General features: G+C 73.2%; 12 protein-coding genes. 6 read left to right on the forward strand and 6 right to left on the reverse strand.

What is annotated here, in order from left to right; translation table 11 throughout:
• The first annotated feature begins 86 nt into the window (after positions 1–86).
• The gene (locus tag IEZ27_RS03245) at positions 87–1,859 is read left to right on the forward strand and encodes a SpoIIE family protein phosphatase (protein ID WP_189645786.1); all 1,773 of its coding nucleotides are present in this window, start codon (positions 87–89) and stop codon (positions 1,857–1,859) included.
• Here IEZ27_RS03245 and IEZ27_RS03250 read toward each other — a convergent pair.
• Together IEZ27_RS03250 and IEZ27_RS03255 are read right to left on the reverse strand one after the other, a co-directional pair.
• Positions 1,826–5,356 carry a WD40 repeat domain-containing serine/threonine protein kinase gene (locus tag IEZ27_RS03250; RefSeq protein ID WP_189645787.1) on the reverse strand — a complete coding sequence of 1,177 codons (3,531 nt, stop codon included), beginning with the start codon at positions 5,354–5,356 and terminating at the stop codon, positions 1,826–1,828. The genes IEZ27_RS03245 and IEZ27_RS03250 overlap by 34 nt on opposite strands.
• A gap of 6 nt (positions 5,357–5,362) precedes the next feature.
• Positions 5,363–6,091 carry a MerR family transcriptional regulator gene (locus tag IEZ27_RS03255; RefSeq protein ID WP_189645788.1) on the reverse strand — a complete coding sequence of 243 codons (729 nt, stop codon included), beginning with the start codon at positions 6,089–6,091 and terminating at the stop codon, positions 5,363–5,365.
• Between the two features lie 77 nt (positions 6,092–6,168).
• On the opposite strand from IEZ27_RS03255, the gene IEZ27_RS03260 reads away from it, so the two are divergent.
• Positions 6,169–7,353: an erythromycin esterase family protein gene (locus tag IEZ27_RS03260; RefSeq protein WP_189645789.1), complete on the forward strand. Its 1,185-nt coding sequence runs from the start codon at positions 6,169–6,171 to the stop codon at positions 7,351–7,353.
• Between the two features lie 2 nt (positions 7,354–7,355).
• On the opposite strand, the gene IEZ27_RS03265 is transcribed toward IEZ27_RS03260, so the two are convergent.
• Entirely contained in the window at positions 7,356–8,435 is a 1,080-nt protein-coding gene (locus IEZ27_RS03265) for an ABC transporter substrate-binding protein (RefSeq protein ID WP_189645790.1), read from the reverse strand.
• Positions 8,432–8,965, reverse strand: a complete 534-nt coding sequence (locus tag IEZ27_RS03270; RefSeq protein ID WP_189645791.1) for a SigE family RNA polymerase sigma factor — start codon at positions 8,963–8,965, stop codon at positions 8,432–8,434. Before IEZ27_RS03270 ends, IEZ27_RS03265 begins: the two co-directional genes overlap by 4 nt.
• Before the next feature lie 364 nt (positions 8,966–9,329).
• On the opposite strand from IEZ27_RS03270, the gene IEZ27_RS03275 reads away from it, so the two are divergent.
• The 3 genes from IEZ27_RS03275 to IEZ27_RS03285 all read left to right on the forward strand — a co-directional run bounded on the left by IEZ27_RS03275 (position 9,330) and on the right by IEZ27_RS03285 (position 12,449).
• Positions 9,330–10,694 (forward strand): hypothetical protein, encoded by a 1,365-nt coding sequence (locus tag IEZ27_RS03275; protein ID WP_189645792.1) that lies wholly within the window; start codon positions 9,330–9,332, stop codon positions 10,692–10,694.
• Entirely contained in the window at positions 10,691–11,053 is a 363-nt protein-coding gene (locus tag IEZ27_RS03280; RefSeq protein WP_189645793.1) for a hypothetical protein, read from the forward strand. The genes IEZ27_RS03275 and IEZ27_RS03280 overlap by 4 nt, the downstream gene beginning before the upstream one ends.
• A gap of 115 nt (positions 11,054–11,168) precedes the next feature.
• Complete coding sequence (locus tag IEZ27_RS03285) at positions 11,169–12,449, forward strand: hypothetical protein (protein WP_189645794.1); 1,281 nt, start codon at positions 11,169–11,171, stop codon at positions 12,447–12,449.
• Here the strand turns inward: IEZ27_RS03285 and IEZ27_RS03290 are convergent.
• On the reverse strand, positions 12,430–13,827 hold the full coding sequence (locus IEZ27_RS03290) for a cytochrome b (protein WP_189645795.1): 1,398 nt from the start codon (positions 13,825–13,827) through the stop codon (positions 12,430–12,432). The genes IEZ27_RS03285 and IEZ27_RS03290 overlap by 20 nt on opposite strands.
• 109 nt (positions 13,828–13,936) lie before the next feature.
• Entirely contained in the window at positions 13,937–14,668 is a 732-nt protein-coding gene (locus IEZ27_RS03295) for an alpha/beta fold hydrolase (RefSeq protein ID WP_189645796.1), read from the reverse strand.
• Between the two features lie 81 nt (positions 14,669–14,749).
• Here IEZ27_RS03295 and IEZ27_RS03300 point away from each other — a divergent pair, with 81 nt between their 5' ends.
• Positions 14,750–15,724, forward strand: coding sequence for a helix-turn-helix transcriptional regulator (locus IEZ27_RS03300; RefSeq protein ID WP_189645797.1), 975 nt, complete (start codon positions 14,750–14,752; stop codon positions 15,722–15,724).
• The last annotated feature ends 22 nt before the right edge of the window (positions 15,725–15,746 follow it).

Below are 15,746 nucleotides of genomic sequence, written 5' to 3' on the forward strand. Positions count from 1 at the left end.
CGGTCGGCCGTACTGTCAGCACCCCAGCGGCTGAAAGGTGACCAAACAGGCCGACGGGTAGGAGGTGGACGGAAGGAGCGAACACCATGGACGTGCCCAAGCAAGACGCCGGGCCGCACCAGGCGGACGATGCAAGCCCCCGCCGGCTGCGCGACCTGACCCACGCGGGCGCGTACGTCGTGGACGACGGCGGCCGGATCGTCGAGGTCACCCCGCGCGCCGAGCAGTTGCTGCGCAGGACCGCCGCCGAACTTCTCGGCCAGGACGCCCACGACCTGCTCCACCGCGGCCGGTACGGCGAGACGCTGCCGCGCAGCCGGTGCGCGATGCGCCGGCCGCTGCTCACCGGCGGCACCTCCCAGGGTCACCGGGAGTGGCTGGCGCGCGGCGACGGCTCCCTGCTGCCGACCTCCTGGCTGGTCACCCCCTGCGACCTCGAAGACGGCAGGTCCGGGGCACTGGTGCTCTTCCACGACGGCGACGAGCCCGGCGCGCAGGCGGTCGAGCCGGGCGACGGCACGTCGTCGATGTCCCAGCTCGACCGGCTCGCCCTGCTGGCCGAGACCACCACGACACTCACCTCCAGCCTCGACGTGGACGAGACGCTGCGCCAGCTCGTCCGCCTGGTGGTGCCGCTGCTCGCCGACTGGGTGGTGGTGGACCTGCTCACCGAGCACGGCGGCGTGTCGCGCGCCGCCGTCGTGCACCACGAGAACGGCGTCCTGGTGCACCACGAGGAGCTGGAGGGGCCGATGCCGGCGGTGCCCGAGGAGTCGCCGATGCCGCTGTCGCGGGCCCTGCGCGGGGTCACGGCGACGCTGACCGGGCCGGAGACCTACCAGGGCGCCCCCGACTCCGGCATCGCGGTGTTCCAGCAGGAGTTGTTCCGCGAGACCGGCATGCACTCGGCCGGCATCGCCCCCATCCGCGGTGTGCGCGAGGTGCTCGGGGCGCTGACCTTGGGACGCGCCGAGCGGCCCGGCGCGTTCACCACGGCCGACCTGCTGCTGGTCGAGGACATCGCCCGCCGCGCCGGCCTCGCGCTGGACAACGCCCGCCTGTACGAGCGGCAGCGCCACGTCGCCGAGACCATGCAGCGCCACCTGCTGCCGCGCCTGCCCTCCGTGCCCGGCCTGGAGATGAGCGCCTGCTACGTGCCCGCGCCCCGGGCCTCCCAGGTCGGCGGCGACTGGTACGACGCCTTCACCCTGCCCGACGGCGCCACCGCCCTGGTGATCGGCGACGTGGTGGGCCACGACCTGGAGGCCGCCGCCGGGATGGCCCAGGTCTGCAACATGTTGCGCGCGTACGCCGGGGCCGAGCGGGAGCTGCCCAGCGCCGTACTCGACCGGCTGGACCGGGCGGTGGTGCGCATGGCGCAGGCCACCATGGCCACCGTCGTCCTCGCCCGGCTGGAGCACACCGAGGACGGCCGCTGGCTGCTGTGCTGGAGCAACGCGGGCCATCCGCCGCCGCTGCTGGTGGAGCGCGACGGGCGCACCCGCTTCCTGGACGGCGGGCAGGGCCTCCTGCTGGGCACCGGCATCCGCGCCGACCGTGCCGACGCCGTCGTCGAGCTGCCGCCGGGGTCCACCCTCGTGCTCTACACCGACGGCCTGATCGAGTCCCCCGGGCATTCCCTGGACGACGGGCTGGCCCGCCTGAGCCGGTACGCCGCCTCCCACACCCACCGGCCGCTGAACGCGCTCGGCGACCTGCTGCTGGAACGGGTGCGCCCGGCCGACAACGACGACGACGTCGCCATGCTGACGCTGCGCGTGCCGCTGAGGGTCGCGCCCCCGGACGACCGGCCGCGTCGTGAGCGTCAGGGCCGCGCGGCGGAGCAGACGTCGCGGTAGGCCACACCCTTGAGGTACTGGTCCCACTCGCGCGCGTCCATCGTCCGGCCCGCGCGCTCGCACACCAGCCGGGCCACGGCCTCGGCGCCGACCGGCACGCGGATGATCGCCGCCGAGGAGTTGCCCGCGACGTACAGGGTCTGGTCGTCGGCGCTGAAGGCGAGCTGGTCGAGGATGTCGATGGGGAAGGAGCCGATCCGCTCGCGTGAGCCGACGTCCCAGACCTGGACGGTGTAGACGTCGTTGAACGTCTCCCCGATGGACCTGCCGATCAGCGCGAGCAGGGAGCCGTCGTGGCTGAACAGCACGCTCTCCACCTGGGCCCGGCTCGCCACGCGCATCGCGGGCGGCAGCTCGGCGCCCTTGGCGACGTCCCACAGCTCGACCGTGCCGGAGCCGAGGGCGAGCAGCGGCGCGGCGGGGCTGACCGCGATGGCCTCGCCCGACCGGTTGAACCCGGAGCCGGCGGCCCGGCCGGTGGCCAGGTCGTAGATCGTGCCGGCGCTGGTGACCAGCCGTTTGCCGTCGCGGGTGGGGACGATGGTGCTGGTCGCCGTGGCGAGGGGGTGCCGGGCCAGCACCCGGCCGGTGTCGGCGGCGAGGACGACGAGCTCGTTGCGCGCGTCCCGCTCGCTCTGTTCCTTGAGCGAGAGCACCAGCCGCCCGCCGTCGGGGGTGAACGCCTTCGACAACACGAACTGCGTCCTCGGGAGGGGGTGGCGCCACAGCCGGCGGCCGGTGGCCACGTCCCAGAGGCCGACCGAGGAGTCCTGGGCGTCGGCGGTCAGCCGCGTGCCCGCGGGGTCGAACAGCTCCCCGACGGCGCCCTCGCTGCCGGTCATCGGGACACTCAGGCGGCGGGTGTCCCATACGCGGATCGGCGCGGCGTCCCGCGTCACGGCGGCCAGGCGGCCGTCCTGGCTGAACGCGCCGACGTCGTACCCCTGCGGAAGTTTCGCGGAGGTGAGGCGGGAGGCGAGATCGGCGGTGATGGTCGAGCTGTCGAGCAGGTAGCGGACGGTGTGGCCGTCGGGTTGCAGCCAGACCTCCTCTGGCTCGCCCTCCGCCTGGTAGACGGCCAGCTCGTCGCCGTCGGCGGCGTCCCACAGGTGCAGCGTACGGCCCTCGACGGCCAGCAGCCGGCGGCCGTCGGCACTGAGCCGCAGCCGCCCGCCGGGCAGGTCGCCCGTGGCCGACTCCTGCCAGAACGGCCGCTCCTCGTCGGGCGCCTTCCTGGCGGTGGCCAGGTCCCAGACCGTGACGTCGCCGTTCGCGCACAGCAGCCTCCTGCTGTCCGGCGTGAACGCCACCACCGACCCGCACGCCTTCGGCATCCGGGTGTCGACGGTGAGACCGGGAAGGCGGATCACCTTCAGCCCGCCCTGGTTGGGCCCGACGCCCGCGATGTAGGCGCCGGAGGGCGCGATCGCCGGAGCCTGGTCCGCCTCCAGCTCAGGGGTGTAGGACGCGCCGGTCCTGGTGTCCCACAGGAACTCCAGGGAGCTCTCCCGCATCACCGCGGCCAGGTTCTCGTTGCCGTCGAAGGCGACGTGCACGCCGGGGCTGCCCTCGCCGACGTGGTGCTCGCGCAGTTTCGTGCCGGTCTTGGTGTCCCAGGCGTAGGCCATGCTCCTGCTCACGACCACGAGGGTCTTCCCGCTCGGGCTGAGCGCCGCCGCGGTCGGCAGCGCGTCCAGGCCGTCGGGCCACCGCCAGAACGTGGTCTGCCGGTCGGCGCGCACGTCGTAGACGCGTACGCCGTCCTCGCCGGCGATCGCCCGGACCCGGCCGCCGGCCGCCGAGGCCGCGGCGGAGACGCCCTTGGCCCCGGGGTCGCGGAAGACCGCGCTCTCCGGCATCGTCAGCGAGGTCGTCAGGCTGCGCCGGGTGTCGGGGCCGGGCGCCAGCCGCCACCCGGCCACGCTGAGCAACATCGCCTTGGCCGGGTCGGTCGTACGCAGCCGGTCGGCCTCGGCCGCGACCTGCCGGCCGACCGCCTGGTCGCGTTGCAGGCCGACCAGGCGGCTCTGTTCGGCCACCTGCTGTCCGCGCAGCACGGCCAGGCCGCCGGCCGCCAGCGCCACCACCAGCAGCACGGCCAGCGCCGCCGTGGTCAGCCGCCGGCGGCGCACCCGCCGCCGGGCCAGGCCGGTGCCCGCAGCCAGGAAGTCGCGTTCGAGCGGGGTCAGGGTGATGTGCCTGCGGCCGGTGGCGGCCCAGGTGAGCGCCTGGTCCAGGCGGCTGCCCTGGAGCAGGTCGCCGTCCTTGTGGCCGTGGTCGGCCCACTGGCGGGCGGCGTCGCTGAGCTGGCTGAACACGGCGAGCCCGTCGCGGTCGTCGTCCACCCAGACCCGCAGCCGCGGCCAGGCGCGCAGCAGCGCGGGACGCGACAGCGCCACCGCGTCGTCCTTCTGCGTCACCAGGTAGGAGAACACCTGGAGGATGCGTTCGATGGCCCGGGTCTCCCGCTCCGAGCGGCCGGCCAGCAGGTCCTGCTTCAGCGCCCAGCGTGCGGTCTCGTGCCCGTCGTCGGTGACCGTCACCAGGCGCAGGAACACCTCTGCGGCCAGCTCCCGCTCCTCGGGGGCGAGCGCGCCGTAGGCGTCCTCGGCGATCGTGCCGAGCGCCGGGTCGGCCCGGTCGGGCACGTGCACGCCCCTGGCGGCGCGGCTGCCCGCCGTCAGCAGCCCGCGGAGGTCGGGGTCGTTGCCGCTGACCAGGGCGAGCAGCAGGTCGCGGGCGGTGGGACGGGCCGCCGGGTCCTTCTCCAGCGCGGCCGAGACCAGCGAGGCCAGGCGCGGCGGCAGCGCGCTCAGGTCGGGGTGCATCGACAACACCCGGTGCATGACCCCGCCGAGGTTGTCGGCGCGGAACGGGTCCTCGCCCGTGGCGGCGAACACCACGATCGCGCCCCAGGCGAACACGTCGGCGGGCGCGCCCGCCCGCTGCCCGGTGAACACCTCGGGCGCCATGTACGTCGGCGTGCCGGCCACCTCGCCGGTCCTGGTCAGCGACATGTCCTCGGTACGCGCGATGCCGAAGTCGATCACTCGCGGGCCGTCGGCGCCGAGCAGCACGTTGTCCGGCTTGAGGTCCCGGTGGATCACGCCCGCGTCGTGCACGGCGGTCAGCGCGGTGGCGATCGCCGTGGCCAGCCGGTGGAGGTCGTCCCCGGCGAACCTGCGCCCCTGCTCGACCGCCCGGCGCAGGCTGGGCCCCGGCACGTACTCGCTGACGATGTACGGCCGGCTGCCCGACAGGTCGCTGGCCAGCACCCGGGCGGTGCAGAACGAGGCCACCCGCCCGGCCGCCGTCGCCTCCTTGGCGAACCGTTCGCGGCTCGCCTGGTTGTCGGCCATGTGGAGGACCTTGAGCGCGACCCGGCGGCCTTCGCGGTCGTAGGCGTCGTACACCACGCCTTGGCCGCCTGAGCCGAGCCGGCCGGCCAGCCAGTATTCCCCGATGTGCTGCGGTTCTCCGGTGTTCGACGCGTCCACGGCGTGTTAGATGCCCGCCGGGCCGCGGAAGTTCCCGGGCATCGGGCCGCCGGGCGTCCGGAGGTAGGCGTCCAGCGCGGCGGCGCCCGCCAGCATGGCCAGGCCCCGCGCGGTGAGCCGGTCGTGCCATTCCTGGAGCGTCGCCTGCAGCGGCTCCGGGCCGCCCGCGGCGCGTACCTGCTCCAGCACCTGGCGGATGCGCTCCAGGCCGTAGCCGCCGCGCCTGAGCTGGTGGGCCAGCAGCACGTCGCGCACGTCGGCGGAGGTGTAGACGCGGTAGCCGGTACGCGGGTCGCGCCGGGGCACGGTGATCCCGGCCCGCTCCCATTTGCGCAGTGTCGCCGGCTTGATCCGGAGCCGCCGGGCCAGCGGCCCGATGAACGTCACCCCCGGCGCCGGCTCGCTCGGCGGCGCCAGGTCGCGCAGCGCCTCTTCCACGGCCTCCAGCGTGTGCCGGTCGCCGGCGAGCTGGGCGTGGCCGTCGTCGATCAGCCGCAGCGCCTCCTCGGTCGCGCCGCCGTTCACGGCCCGCATGATCGCGCCCGCCGTCGCGTGGCCGTGGGCCGGGAGCAGCGCCAGGAACGTGCGCAGCGCCGCCGCGTGGCGCGGGGAGTAGACGCGGTAGCCGTGCGGGGAACGCCCGGCCGGCGGCAGGATCTCCGCGTCCTCGTAGTTGCGCACGGCCTGCGTGGACAGGCCGTGCTCGCGCGCCAGATCGATGGGCCGCAACCGCATTTTGAAGGTACGTCCTCCGCAACCGACGAAAGGTCGGCCAAAGTTTACACGACTGGTTCAACGATACGGTTGAAGGCATGACGACCTCGATCCGGGACGCCGCCCGGGAGCTCACCGGCGGCTCCCTCACCGCGCTGTTGTCCCCCGGCGTCCGCGTGCTCGGCCTCGGCGAGCCCACCCACGGTGTCGAAGCCTTCCTCGAAGTGCGCAACGAGATCTTCCGCCACCTCGTCGAGCACGAGGGCTACCGTTCGATCGCCCTGGAGAGCGACTGCCTGGCGGGCCTGGCCGCCGACGCGTACGCCGGCGGCGGGGCCGGCGCCCTCGACGAGGCGATGAGCCGCGGCTTCAGCCACGGGTTCGGCGCCTCGGCGGCCAACCGCGAGCTCCTGAGCTGGATGCGCGCGTACAACGAGCGGAGTCCATCGCACGACCGGCTGCGTTTCTACGGCTTCGACGCGCCCTTGGAGCCGGCCGGCCCGGCCGGTCCCCGCCCGGTCCTGACCGCGCTGCACGACTACCTCTCCGCCCACCTCGACCTGCCCGTGACGCGCGAGACCCTCGACGGGCTGCTCGGCCCCGAAGAGCCCTGGACCGACCCGGCCGCGCTCACCGACCCCGCCCGGTCCGTCGGCGGCGGGCCCGAGGTCAAGGAGCTGCGCCTGATCGCCGACGACCTCGGCGCGCTGCTGACCGCGCACGCCCCCCACCTGACGGCCGCCACGTCCCCCGACGACTGGTGGCGTGCCGACCTGTACGCGCGGACCGCCGCCGGGCTGCTGCGCTACCACGCCGGCATGGCCGACCCCTCGTCCGCCCGCCTCGGCAGGCTCATGAGCCAACGTGACGCGATGATGGCCGGCAACCTCGACGCCGTCGTCCGCCGCGAGGCCCGGCGCGGCCCCACGCTCGCCTTCGCCCACAACCGCCACCTGCAACGCGACAAGAGCCACCTGTGGTTCGCGAACGTGCCCATCCAGTGGTGGAGCGCGGGCGCCATCCTCGCCACCCGCCTCGGCGACGCGTACGCCTTCGCCGCCGCCACGTTCGGCGCGCGCGGCGCCGACGTGCCCGCGCCCGGCACCCTCGAAGGGATCCTGTCGGCCCTTCCCCACGCCCGCGCCGTCGTCGATCCCGCCCGCCTGGTCGCGGCGCTCGGCGAGAAGCCGGCGCCCCGGGTGCCGGTGGACCACACCTACCTGGCCCTCGACCCCGCCACCGTCCACCAGGCGGACGCGATCGTCTTCCTCAAGGAGATCTGAGGTCAGCCGCCCTTCGCGACGGTGTCCGCGGGGTCCGCCGGGCGGCCCAGGAGCCCGTACGCCCGGGCCAGGTCGGCGACCCGCTGAAGTTGCGCCAGGTCCGGTTTGGCCGGATAGGAGCCGATCGCGACGTGTGCCGCCGACGCCTTGGTGATCTTCGTGTAGCGGGTCAGCGCGTCGCGTGCCTGCTGGGGGTCGGTCGCGATCAGGCGTTGTGCCTTGACCAGCGCGCGCCGGAAGGCCGCCAGCGTGCGGGGGTTCGCCCTGATCCACTCGTCGGTGGCCGACATGCCCGCGGTGTACACGTTCGCGAAGTCGCTGGTCATCGGGTCCTCCACGATCCGCGCGCGCCCGCTCTCGCGGCCGACGGTGACGTACGGTTCCGCCAGCAGCGCGGCGTCGACCTGCCCCTTGTCCATGGCGAGGAGCATCTCGGGGTAGGGCTTCTCGACCAGCAGGACGTCCCGGAAGGTCAGCCCGGCCCGCTTCAGCACGCCCGCCAGCGCCAGTTGCCCGAGCCCCGTGAGGTTCGGGACCGCGATCTTCTTCTTCCTGAGGTCGGCCGCGGTGCGGATCCCCGACCCGGGGTCCACCGCGATCGCGAAGCTCCCCGGCGCGGCCTGGTGCAGGCTGGAGACGATCCTGAAGGACTTGCCGAGCTCGTCGGTCTTGAAGAGGGTGGCGTAGTCGGTCTGCGCCAGATCCAACGTGCCCATCGCCAGCTCCGGTGCCGCGGCGGCGGCGCCGGTGACGATCCGCGGCTGGACCGTCAGCCCCTCCTCCGCGAAATAGCCCTTCTCCAGCGCCACGTACACGGGCGCCGACTCCACGCTCGGCACCACGCCGGCCTTGACGACGGACCGCTCGGGCGGTTGCGCCGGGCGTACGGCGGTGCGCGGCTCGCCGGACAGAGCCCGTACGCCGACGGTGGCGGCGAGCACGGTGACGACGACCACCGCGGCGGCGGCCAAGGTCATGACGTTGCGCCGACGGCGCTGATGGGCCTCGATCGCCCTGGTCGCCAGGTCGCGCTCCGGCATGTCGTCCGCGATGCGGCCGAGCTGATCTCCGAGCCAGGTCATCGGCGTGCCCCCTCACTGTGGGCCGGGTCGTCCAGGGCGGGCAGTCTCGGCGCCAGCTCGGGCGCCAGCGTCCGCAGGCGGGCCAGCGCGTGGTGCGCCTGGCTCTTGACGGTGCCGACCGAGCATCCCAGCAGGTCGGCGACCTCGCGCTCGGTCCGGTCCTCGTAGAAGCGCAGGACGAGCACGGCGCGCTGCTTGGGCGTCAGCCGCATGAGCGCTTGGCGCAGGACGATCCGCAGCACGGCGGAGTCCTCGCTCACGTACGCGCGGTCGGGCGGCTCGGCGGTCGGCACCTCGTCCGAACCGCGCCGCCGCCGCCACGAGATGTACTGGTTCACCATCACCTTGCGCGCGTAGGCGTCAAGGTTGCCGACGTGGCTCAACCTCGGCCAGCGCCCGAACATGCGGACCAGCACGCTCTGCACGAGGTCCTCCGCGAGGTGCTCCTCTCCGGTGAGCAGGTAGGCCAGGCGCGTCAACGCGCGTTGGTGAGCCTCCACGAACGCCCGGAAGGCGGTGTCGCGATCCAACGTCTCTCCTCAATCTCGATACCCTCCAGACGTTGTGGGCGTGGCGAAAGGTTGGCACCCCTGAGAACCGTGTGACGCGCCCGGACCGCCGCGGTTTATTTATCGGCATTTAACGAATAATGTCGGCAAGGCGTATTCTATTCGCGTGGCGACGCGGAACCCGCGCTCGTTAAAGTCGGGGTAACGTCAGGCTCCACGAATGCCCCGACCAGAGGACGAGCCGATGAACTGCGGTCACTGCGACAGCCCCAACCTCCCCGACTCCCAGGTCTGCGCGAATTGTGGCCGCCATTTCCAGGGTGATCGCCCGGCCGCGACAGAAGTGACCCGATATCTCTGCATAGCCATGCTGATGGATGCGAAAGTGCGTAATTCCACCATTCGCTCCATTCTTCATGACCGGTTCCGGGCCGTCGCCCAGTCCCCCGGCGTCGACCTGGCCACGATGCTGAAATACGCGCTGATGGCCCAGAGACGCCAGCACGTACGCGACGCCGTGCTGGCCGTGCTCGCCGTGGTCACCCTGCTGACGTTGTCCAGCTCGCTCGTCCTGCTGCCCCTGTTCCTGGCCTGGCTCGTCGTCTTCGTCGAGCTCTACGACGCCTACGAGTCGGTCATCCTGACCAAGCTGACCCGCGACTCCTTCGACCCGGCCGACGCGCCGCTCCCCAGCTCGCCCTCGATGCGCGACCACCTGGTCGACATCGCCGACCGCGGCGCCGGGAACGTCACGGTGTTCGCCGACTACTCCCCGTTCGTCGGCCACGGCAGCAGGATCAACAACTGGTCCTTCACCATGAACGTGGCCAAGGCCAGGTCGGGCGAGACGGTCGTGCCCTTCGCGGTCGGCGAGCTCTACGACCGGGTGGCGGCCGAGATCGGCGCCCTCGGCCTGCCCGGTCTCACCGTCGAGAACAAGTTGTTCGTCAACGGCCTCGACCTGCGTTACGAGACCGACCCCGAGCTCCAGGCGGCCGTGCTCCCCGATGCCCTCCTGCCGCCCGTGCCGATCGTGAGCGAACGGTTCATCCACGAGCTGCGCGACAACCCCCGCACCCGCGCCCGCCCCTACCTCACCGTGAGCGTCACCGGCTGGGAGGGCGAGGTGGTCATCTCGATCTTCCTGCGGTTCGTGTTGCTGGCCGAGAAGGGGATGATGTTCACCGAGGCTGGCTATTCGCTGCTGCCGCCGCTGCGCGAGGCGTACCGCGAGGTCGACCGGCTGGTCAACCACCCGCCGGCGCAGCGGATGGCCCGGCTGGCCGTGGCCGCGCTGGGACGCACGTTCGGCGGGCTGCTGCTGGCCGTCCCCAACACCGTCGCCGCCGTGTCGGAGCCGGGCAGGCGCAGGCGGCAGCACCGGGCCGGCATCAAGGCCATCCGCGGCCACACCTTCAACTACGGCGCCGCCCACAACCCCCGCGAACGCGCCACCGACAACCTCTACCACCGCTACTTCCAGCAGCTCGACAAGGAGATGTACGTCAAGGCCGCCGAGCAGCGCATCATGGACGCCGTCGCCGACTTCCTGGAGGAGCACAACGTCGACGTGAGCGACCTGCGCGACCGCCAGACGACCATCCTCAACAACGGCATCTTCGTCACCGGTCAGGCCCAGGTCACCACCAACAGCATGGCGGCCGGCACGGGCGCGGTCGCGCGGGCGGAGAGCCGCATCAGGCAGGGGCTCGGCCAGGCCGCCTCGGCGGCGCAGCGGAGCGCGGGATGAGCGACAACCACGGCATCCACATCAGCGGTCACGCCCATGTCCGGGCCGACGCCATGGCGGCGGGCCCGCATGCCCAGGCGCACTCCCACAAGATCGAGGACCACCGCCGTTTCGGCGACGTGCGCACCCGGCTCGACGCCCTCCTCGCCGACCTGCGCGCGGACGTCGAGCGCCACCCCGAGCTGCGGAAGGCGATCGAGGCCGCCGAGGAGGTCGGCCGCGAGCTGGACGGCGGCGAGCCGGAGCCCGGCCGGGTGCTGCGTTTCCTGGGCGTCCTCGGTTCTGGGGTCGAACGCTTCTCGGCCTTCGCCGCGGCGGCCGCCTCCATCGAGGAGAGCGTGCGCGCCCTGCTGCCGTAGCGCGGCCCGTACGCCCGGATCCCGGTGTCCGTGAGCGGGTGTCGCGGTGCTGGGCGGTTGCCGGGGGCTCGGGGTTGCGGGAAGGATGGCGTGATCGACAAGGGGGTGTCGCCGGTTGCCGTCCTTCGGCCGTTCGCTCGCGGTGGTGCTGGTGTCGGGGCTGGCCGCCTGTTCCGCGCCGGGCGCCGCGCCGCCCGCGGGTGTGACGGCCGCCGCCGCCCCCGTCGCGGCCGTGTCCCGTCCCCCGCTCGTACGCCCGGTGCGGAGCGACTGCTCGCGGGCGGGCGCCCGTGACTTCGACGGCGACGGCCGCGACGACATCGCCCTCGGCTACCTGGGCACCACCGGTCAGGTGGACGTCCTGGTGGCGGGCAAGGTCATCCGCGTCCCCACGCCGCCGGGGAACAGGATGAAGGGTTTCGGCTGGTCGGTGACCATGGCCCGGGTCAACGACGACCGCTGCGCCGATCTCGTCGTCGGCACCCGTACCCTCACCGTGGCCGGCAGGAAGGGGGCGGGCGCGGTCTACGTGCTGCACGGCGGGGCCGCCGCGCCGCCGCGCAGGCTCGTCTCGCCCAGGCCGCAGGAGGACGCGGCGTTCGGCGAGTCCGTCGCCGCCTACGGCGACCTCGTCGCGATCGGCGCGCCCGGTGAGCGGCCGGGCGGCGCGGTCTACCTGTTCAGGAAGGGCTCGTTCGTCCGGCGCATCACCCAGGACACCCCCGGCGTGCCGGGCAACTCGGAGGTCGCCGACCGTTTCGGCGACCGCCTCGCCCTCGGCCCGCTCGCCGGCGGCGGCGTGGGCCTCGCGGTCGTCGCCCCCGAGGATCACGACGACGGGCCCGGCCGCCAGGACGTCGGCTCCCGCGACGACGCGCCCCTCGGCGCGGTCACCGTCCTGCGCGACGTCACGGCCGCGCGGCTGGCCGGAGTGCGCCTCCCGCCGCCCGAGGACGAGGGCGGCAGGCCGTGCACCGGCTTCGGGGACAGCCTCGTGTACGTCCCGCGTACCGGTCTGGCCGTGTTCACGCCGCAGTGCGGCCGGTTGCGGTTCTACGACCTCACCCTCGACCCCATCCGCACGGTGACGACCCTCAGATCGCCGTGGGACGCCGACCTGGCCGCCTCCGCCGACGGCCGGGTGGCCGCCCTGGGCAGCGATCCCAACGACCCGGCCCTGTTGCTGCTGTCCCCGAAGGACCCGGCCGCCGACCGCAGGCTCGCGGGCGACTATCTGGCCCACACCGTCCAGAGGGGGATCGCGTTCAGCGGGGGCCGGATCGTGATCCCGCTGGAGGGAGCGGCCGACGTGGCCGTCGTCGATCCCGCCACCGGGAAGGCCGACCTGGTCAAGACCGCGACCGGCGACCTCTTCGTCAAGGCCGTCGCGGGCTGAGGGCGGCCGGCTGCCGCTCGTGCTCGACGGGCATCGGACGTTCGTGGAACCCGCCCTCCGCGCCGCGGACGATCACGCCGCTCTCCTGACCGTGCTCCAGGACGTGCCGGTCCTGGAGCCGGAGGCCCAGGCAGAGCCGGTACGTCAGCCAGAACGCGATGACCGGGCCGAGGAGCACGGCGTACCTGAAGAAGATCGTCACGGCCTCCACCGAGAGGTGGAACTGGTGGGCGAGCTGGTCGTTGGCCGCCGCGGCCCACAGCAGCCCGTAGAAACCGACGCCGGCCGCCGCGACGGCGGTCCGTACGGGCGCCTCGCGCGGCCGGTCCAGTACGGCGGGACCGGTGAGCTCGGCGGCCAGGCGGCTCCGGCTCTTGGGCCGGCCGAGCGCGTCCCGCCGGGTCAGGCGCCGCAGGACGAGCCGCTCGCCCAGCGGGTAGCCGGCCAGGACGGTGAAGAACACACCGGGCATCACCAGCGCGGGGACCAGGACCGCGAGGCTGAGCGTGTACCCCCCGATCGTCAGCTCCCATCCCGGCATGATCCGCAGGGCGCCGTCGAGGAAGCCCATGTACCAGTCGGGCACCGACCCGGCCGAGATCTGACCGGGGCCGGCGGGGCCGTACAGCCAGATCGGGGCGATCTGGAAGGCCAGCCCGAGGATGACGAGCACCCCGATCGTCGCGCCCGCCATCAGCGGGCGGGCGCCGGGGCGGCCCGGCGCCGACGCGCCGAACCGCGAGTGCCCGTGCCGCCGCACCAGCCGTTCGCGGGCGGCCAGCAGCACGGCGATGGCGGCCGGGACCACCAGCACGTGCGCCCAGTACATCGTGGGGATGATGGTGTCGCCGGGGAACTGCGCGCCGAAGAGCAGCTGGCTCGCGTACGAACCCACGACGGGGATGGACAGCAGGGCCGACTGGATCAGCCACAGGCTCCCGCCCGAGAGCATGTCGTCGGGCAGGACGTTGCCGGTCTCCCCCGCGGCCATCCCCAGCGGCAGCAGCGTCACCCAGATCAGCCATTGCGGCACGCGCGGCCGGCGGAACGCGGCGGTGACGAACATCCGCAACAACTGGAGCGCGACGGCCGCCACGAACACCAGCGCCGACCAGTGGTGCACCTGGCGGACGAAGAGGCCGCCGCGCACCTCCAGGCTCAGCCGCATCGCCGAGTCGAACGCCCGGCTGACCGGGACGCCGTTCAGCGGCGTGTAGACGCCCTGGTAGAGCACCGGGGACATGTCGGGGTCGAAGAACACCATGAGAAACACCCCGGTCACCAGCAGGACGGCGAAGGACCAGATCGCCACCTCGCCGAACATGAACGACCAATGACCGAGCCCTGACAACTGACGCTTCCGTACCGGCGAGCGCATGGGACCCTCCTCGTTTCCTCTTCGCCCTCTTGACGGCATCGGCCGCCGAGATGTGACGTGCGAGAGGATTTCGGCGAGGGTGAGTTACGTCATAGGCGACCCCGAGTGATCAGGAGACGGCCTTGCCGAGCAGGTCGGCGAGCTCGACGGGGGCCGACACCATCGGCCAGTGTCCCGTGGGCAGGTCGAAGCGCCGCCACGGAGACCGGCTCAGGTAGGCGAGCATGGGTAGTCCGGCGTCCAGCAGGCGCGTGAAGTCGTGGCAGGCGATCAGGACGCGGTCCACGTCGGCGCCGGGCTCGGCCGGCCCGGTCAGGGGCTGGGTGTAGGTGCCGAACGGCTGAGGGGTGGCACGCGCGCGCAGCGCGTCCAGTCGGTCCGCGTCGAGCCCGTCGGTGCTGCTGCTGGACAGGCCCAGGACCGCCTCGAACGACAGCCGCCAGCCGTCGCCGGAGGCGGCGACCTGCTCGCGTAGCCGCTCTGCCGCCTGGGGCGGTATGAGGTCCATCATGCTCATGCCGTCGGTGAACGGGGCGCCGTCCACGTAGACCACGCGCGCCAGCCGGTCGCCGAGGCGTCCGGCCGCTCCGGTGACCGGGGCGGCGGCGTAGCTGTGGGCGACCAGTGTGACGTCGCGCAGGTCGTCGCGTTCGACGAATGCGGTGATGTCCTCGATGTGCGTGTTCAGGTCCGTCTGCGGGCCGCCCCGGCCGGCCTGCTCGGCCAGGCCCGTCAGGGTCAGCGGCAACGCGGTGTGGCCCTGCTCCCGCAGCGCGAGGGCGGTGTCTTCCCAGGCCCATGCCCCGAGGCAGGCACCGGGGACGAGGACGAAGTTGGCCATGTGATCTCCCAGAAGTGAGGTACTGCCGGGGAGCGTATAGTCGATACAGGACAGAATCCGCCCTCAAATGCCGAGTGATCCATGTCGCATCCCCTCACCCGTGTGCTGACCCTGCTGGAGCTGCTCCAGTCCAACGCCCGGCTCACCGGGGCGGAGCTGGCCGAGCGGCTGGACACCGACGTCCGCACGGTCCGCCGATACACCGCCCACCTGCGGGAGCTGGGCATCCCGGTGGAGGCCGAGCGCGGCCGGTACGGCGGTTACCGGCTGGCCCGCGGTTACCGGATGCCGCCCCTGGTCCTCACCAACGACGAGGCACTGGCCGTCGTCCTCGGCCTGCTCGCGGCGGAACGTCTGGGCATGGGCACGGCCGCCCCCGCCAGCGCCGGCGCCCTGGTCAAGATCGAGCGGGTGCTTCCGCACGCCCTGCGCGAACCGCTCGCCGCCATGAGAGAGACGCTGTCGTTCACCGCCAACGCCGTGAGCGGGGAGGCGCCCGAGACCAGGGTCCTGCTGTCGCTGGCCCAGGCCTCCCGCTCCCGTACGACCGTCGGCATCGGCCACCGGTCCTGGCGCGAGGAGCACACCGAACGCGACCTCGACCCCTACGGCGTGGTCTTCCACACCGGCCGCTGGTACGTCGTCGGCCACGACCATCTCCGCGACGGCCTGCGGACGTTCCGCATCGACCGGATCGTCTCCCTCACTCCCCGGGACCGCCGCTTCACCGCCCCCGACGGCTTCGACCCGGTGGCCCATCTGACCTCGACCCTGGCCCAGGGCTCCTACCGCTGGCAGGTCGAGGTGACGGTCCACGGCCCGCTCGACACGATCGCCCGCCGGGTGCCGCGCTCGGCGGTGACCCTCACCACGCGGCCCGACGGCGTTCTCCTGCGCACGCGGGCGGAGCGGCTGGACGGCGTGGCACACCTGCTCGCCTCGCTGGAATGGCCCTTCACCGTCCACCAGCCGGACGAACTGCGAGGGGCGCTCAGGAGCCTCGCCGACCGGCTCGCGGCGATCGCCGCGCAGGGCCCGGCCGGACCACCGCGCTGATGGGCGCGCCGGCCGGAGTGGC

It is taken from the genome of Nonomuraea spiralis (assembly GCF_014648435.1).
GTDB classification, from domain to species: Bacteria; Actinomycetota; Actinomycetes; order Streptosporangiales; family Streptosporangiaceae; genus Nonomuraea; species Nonomuraea spiralis.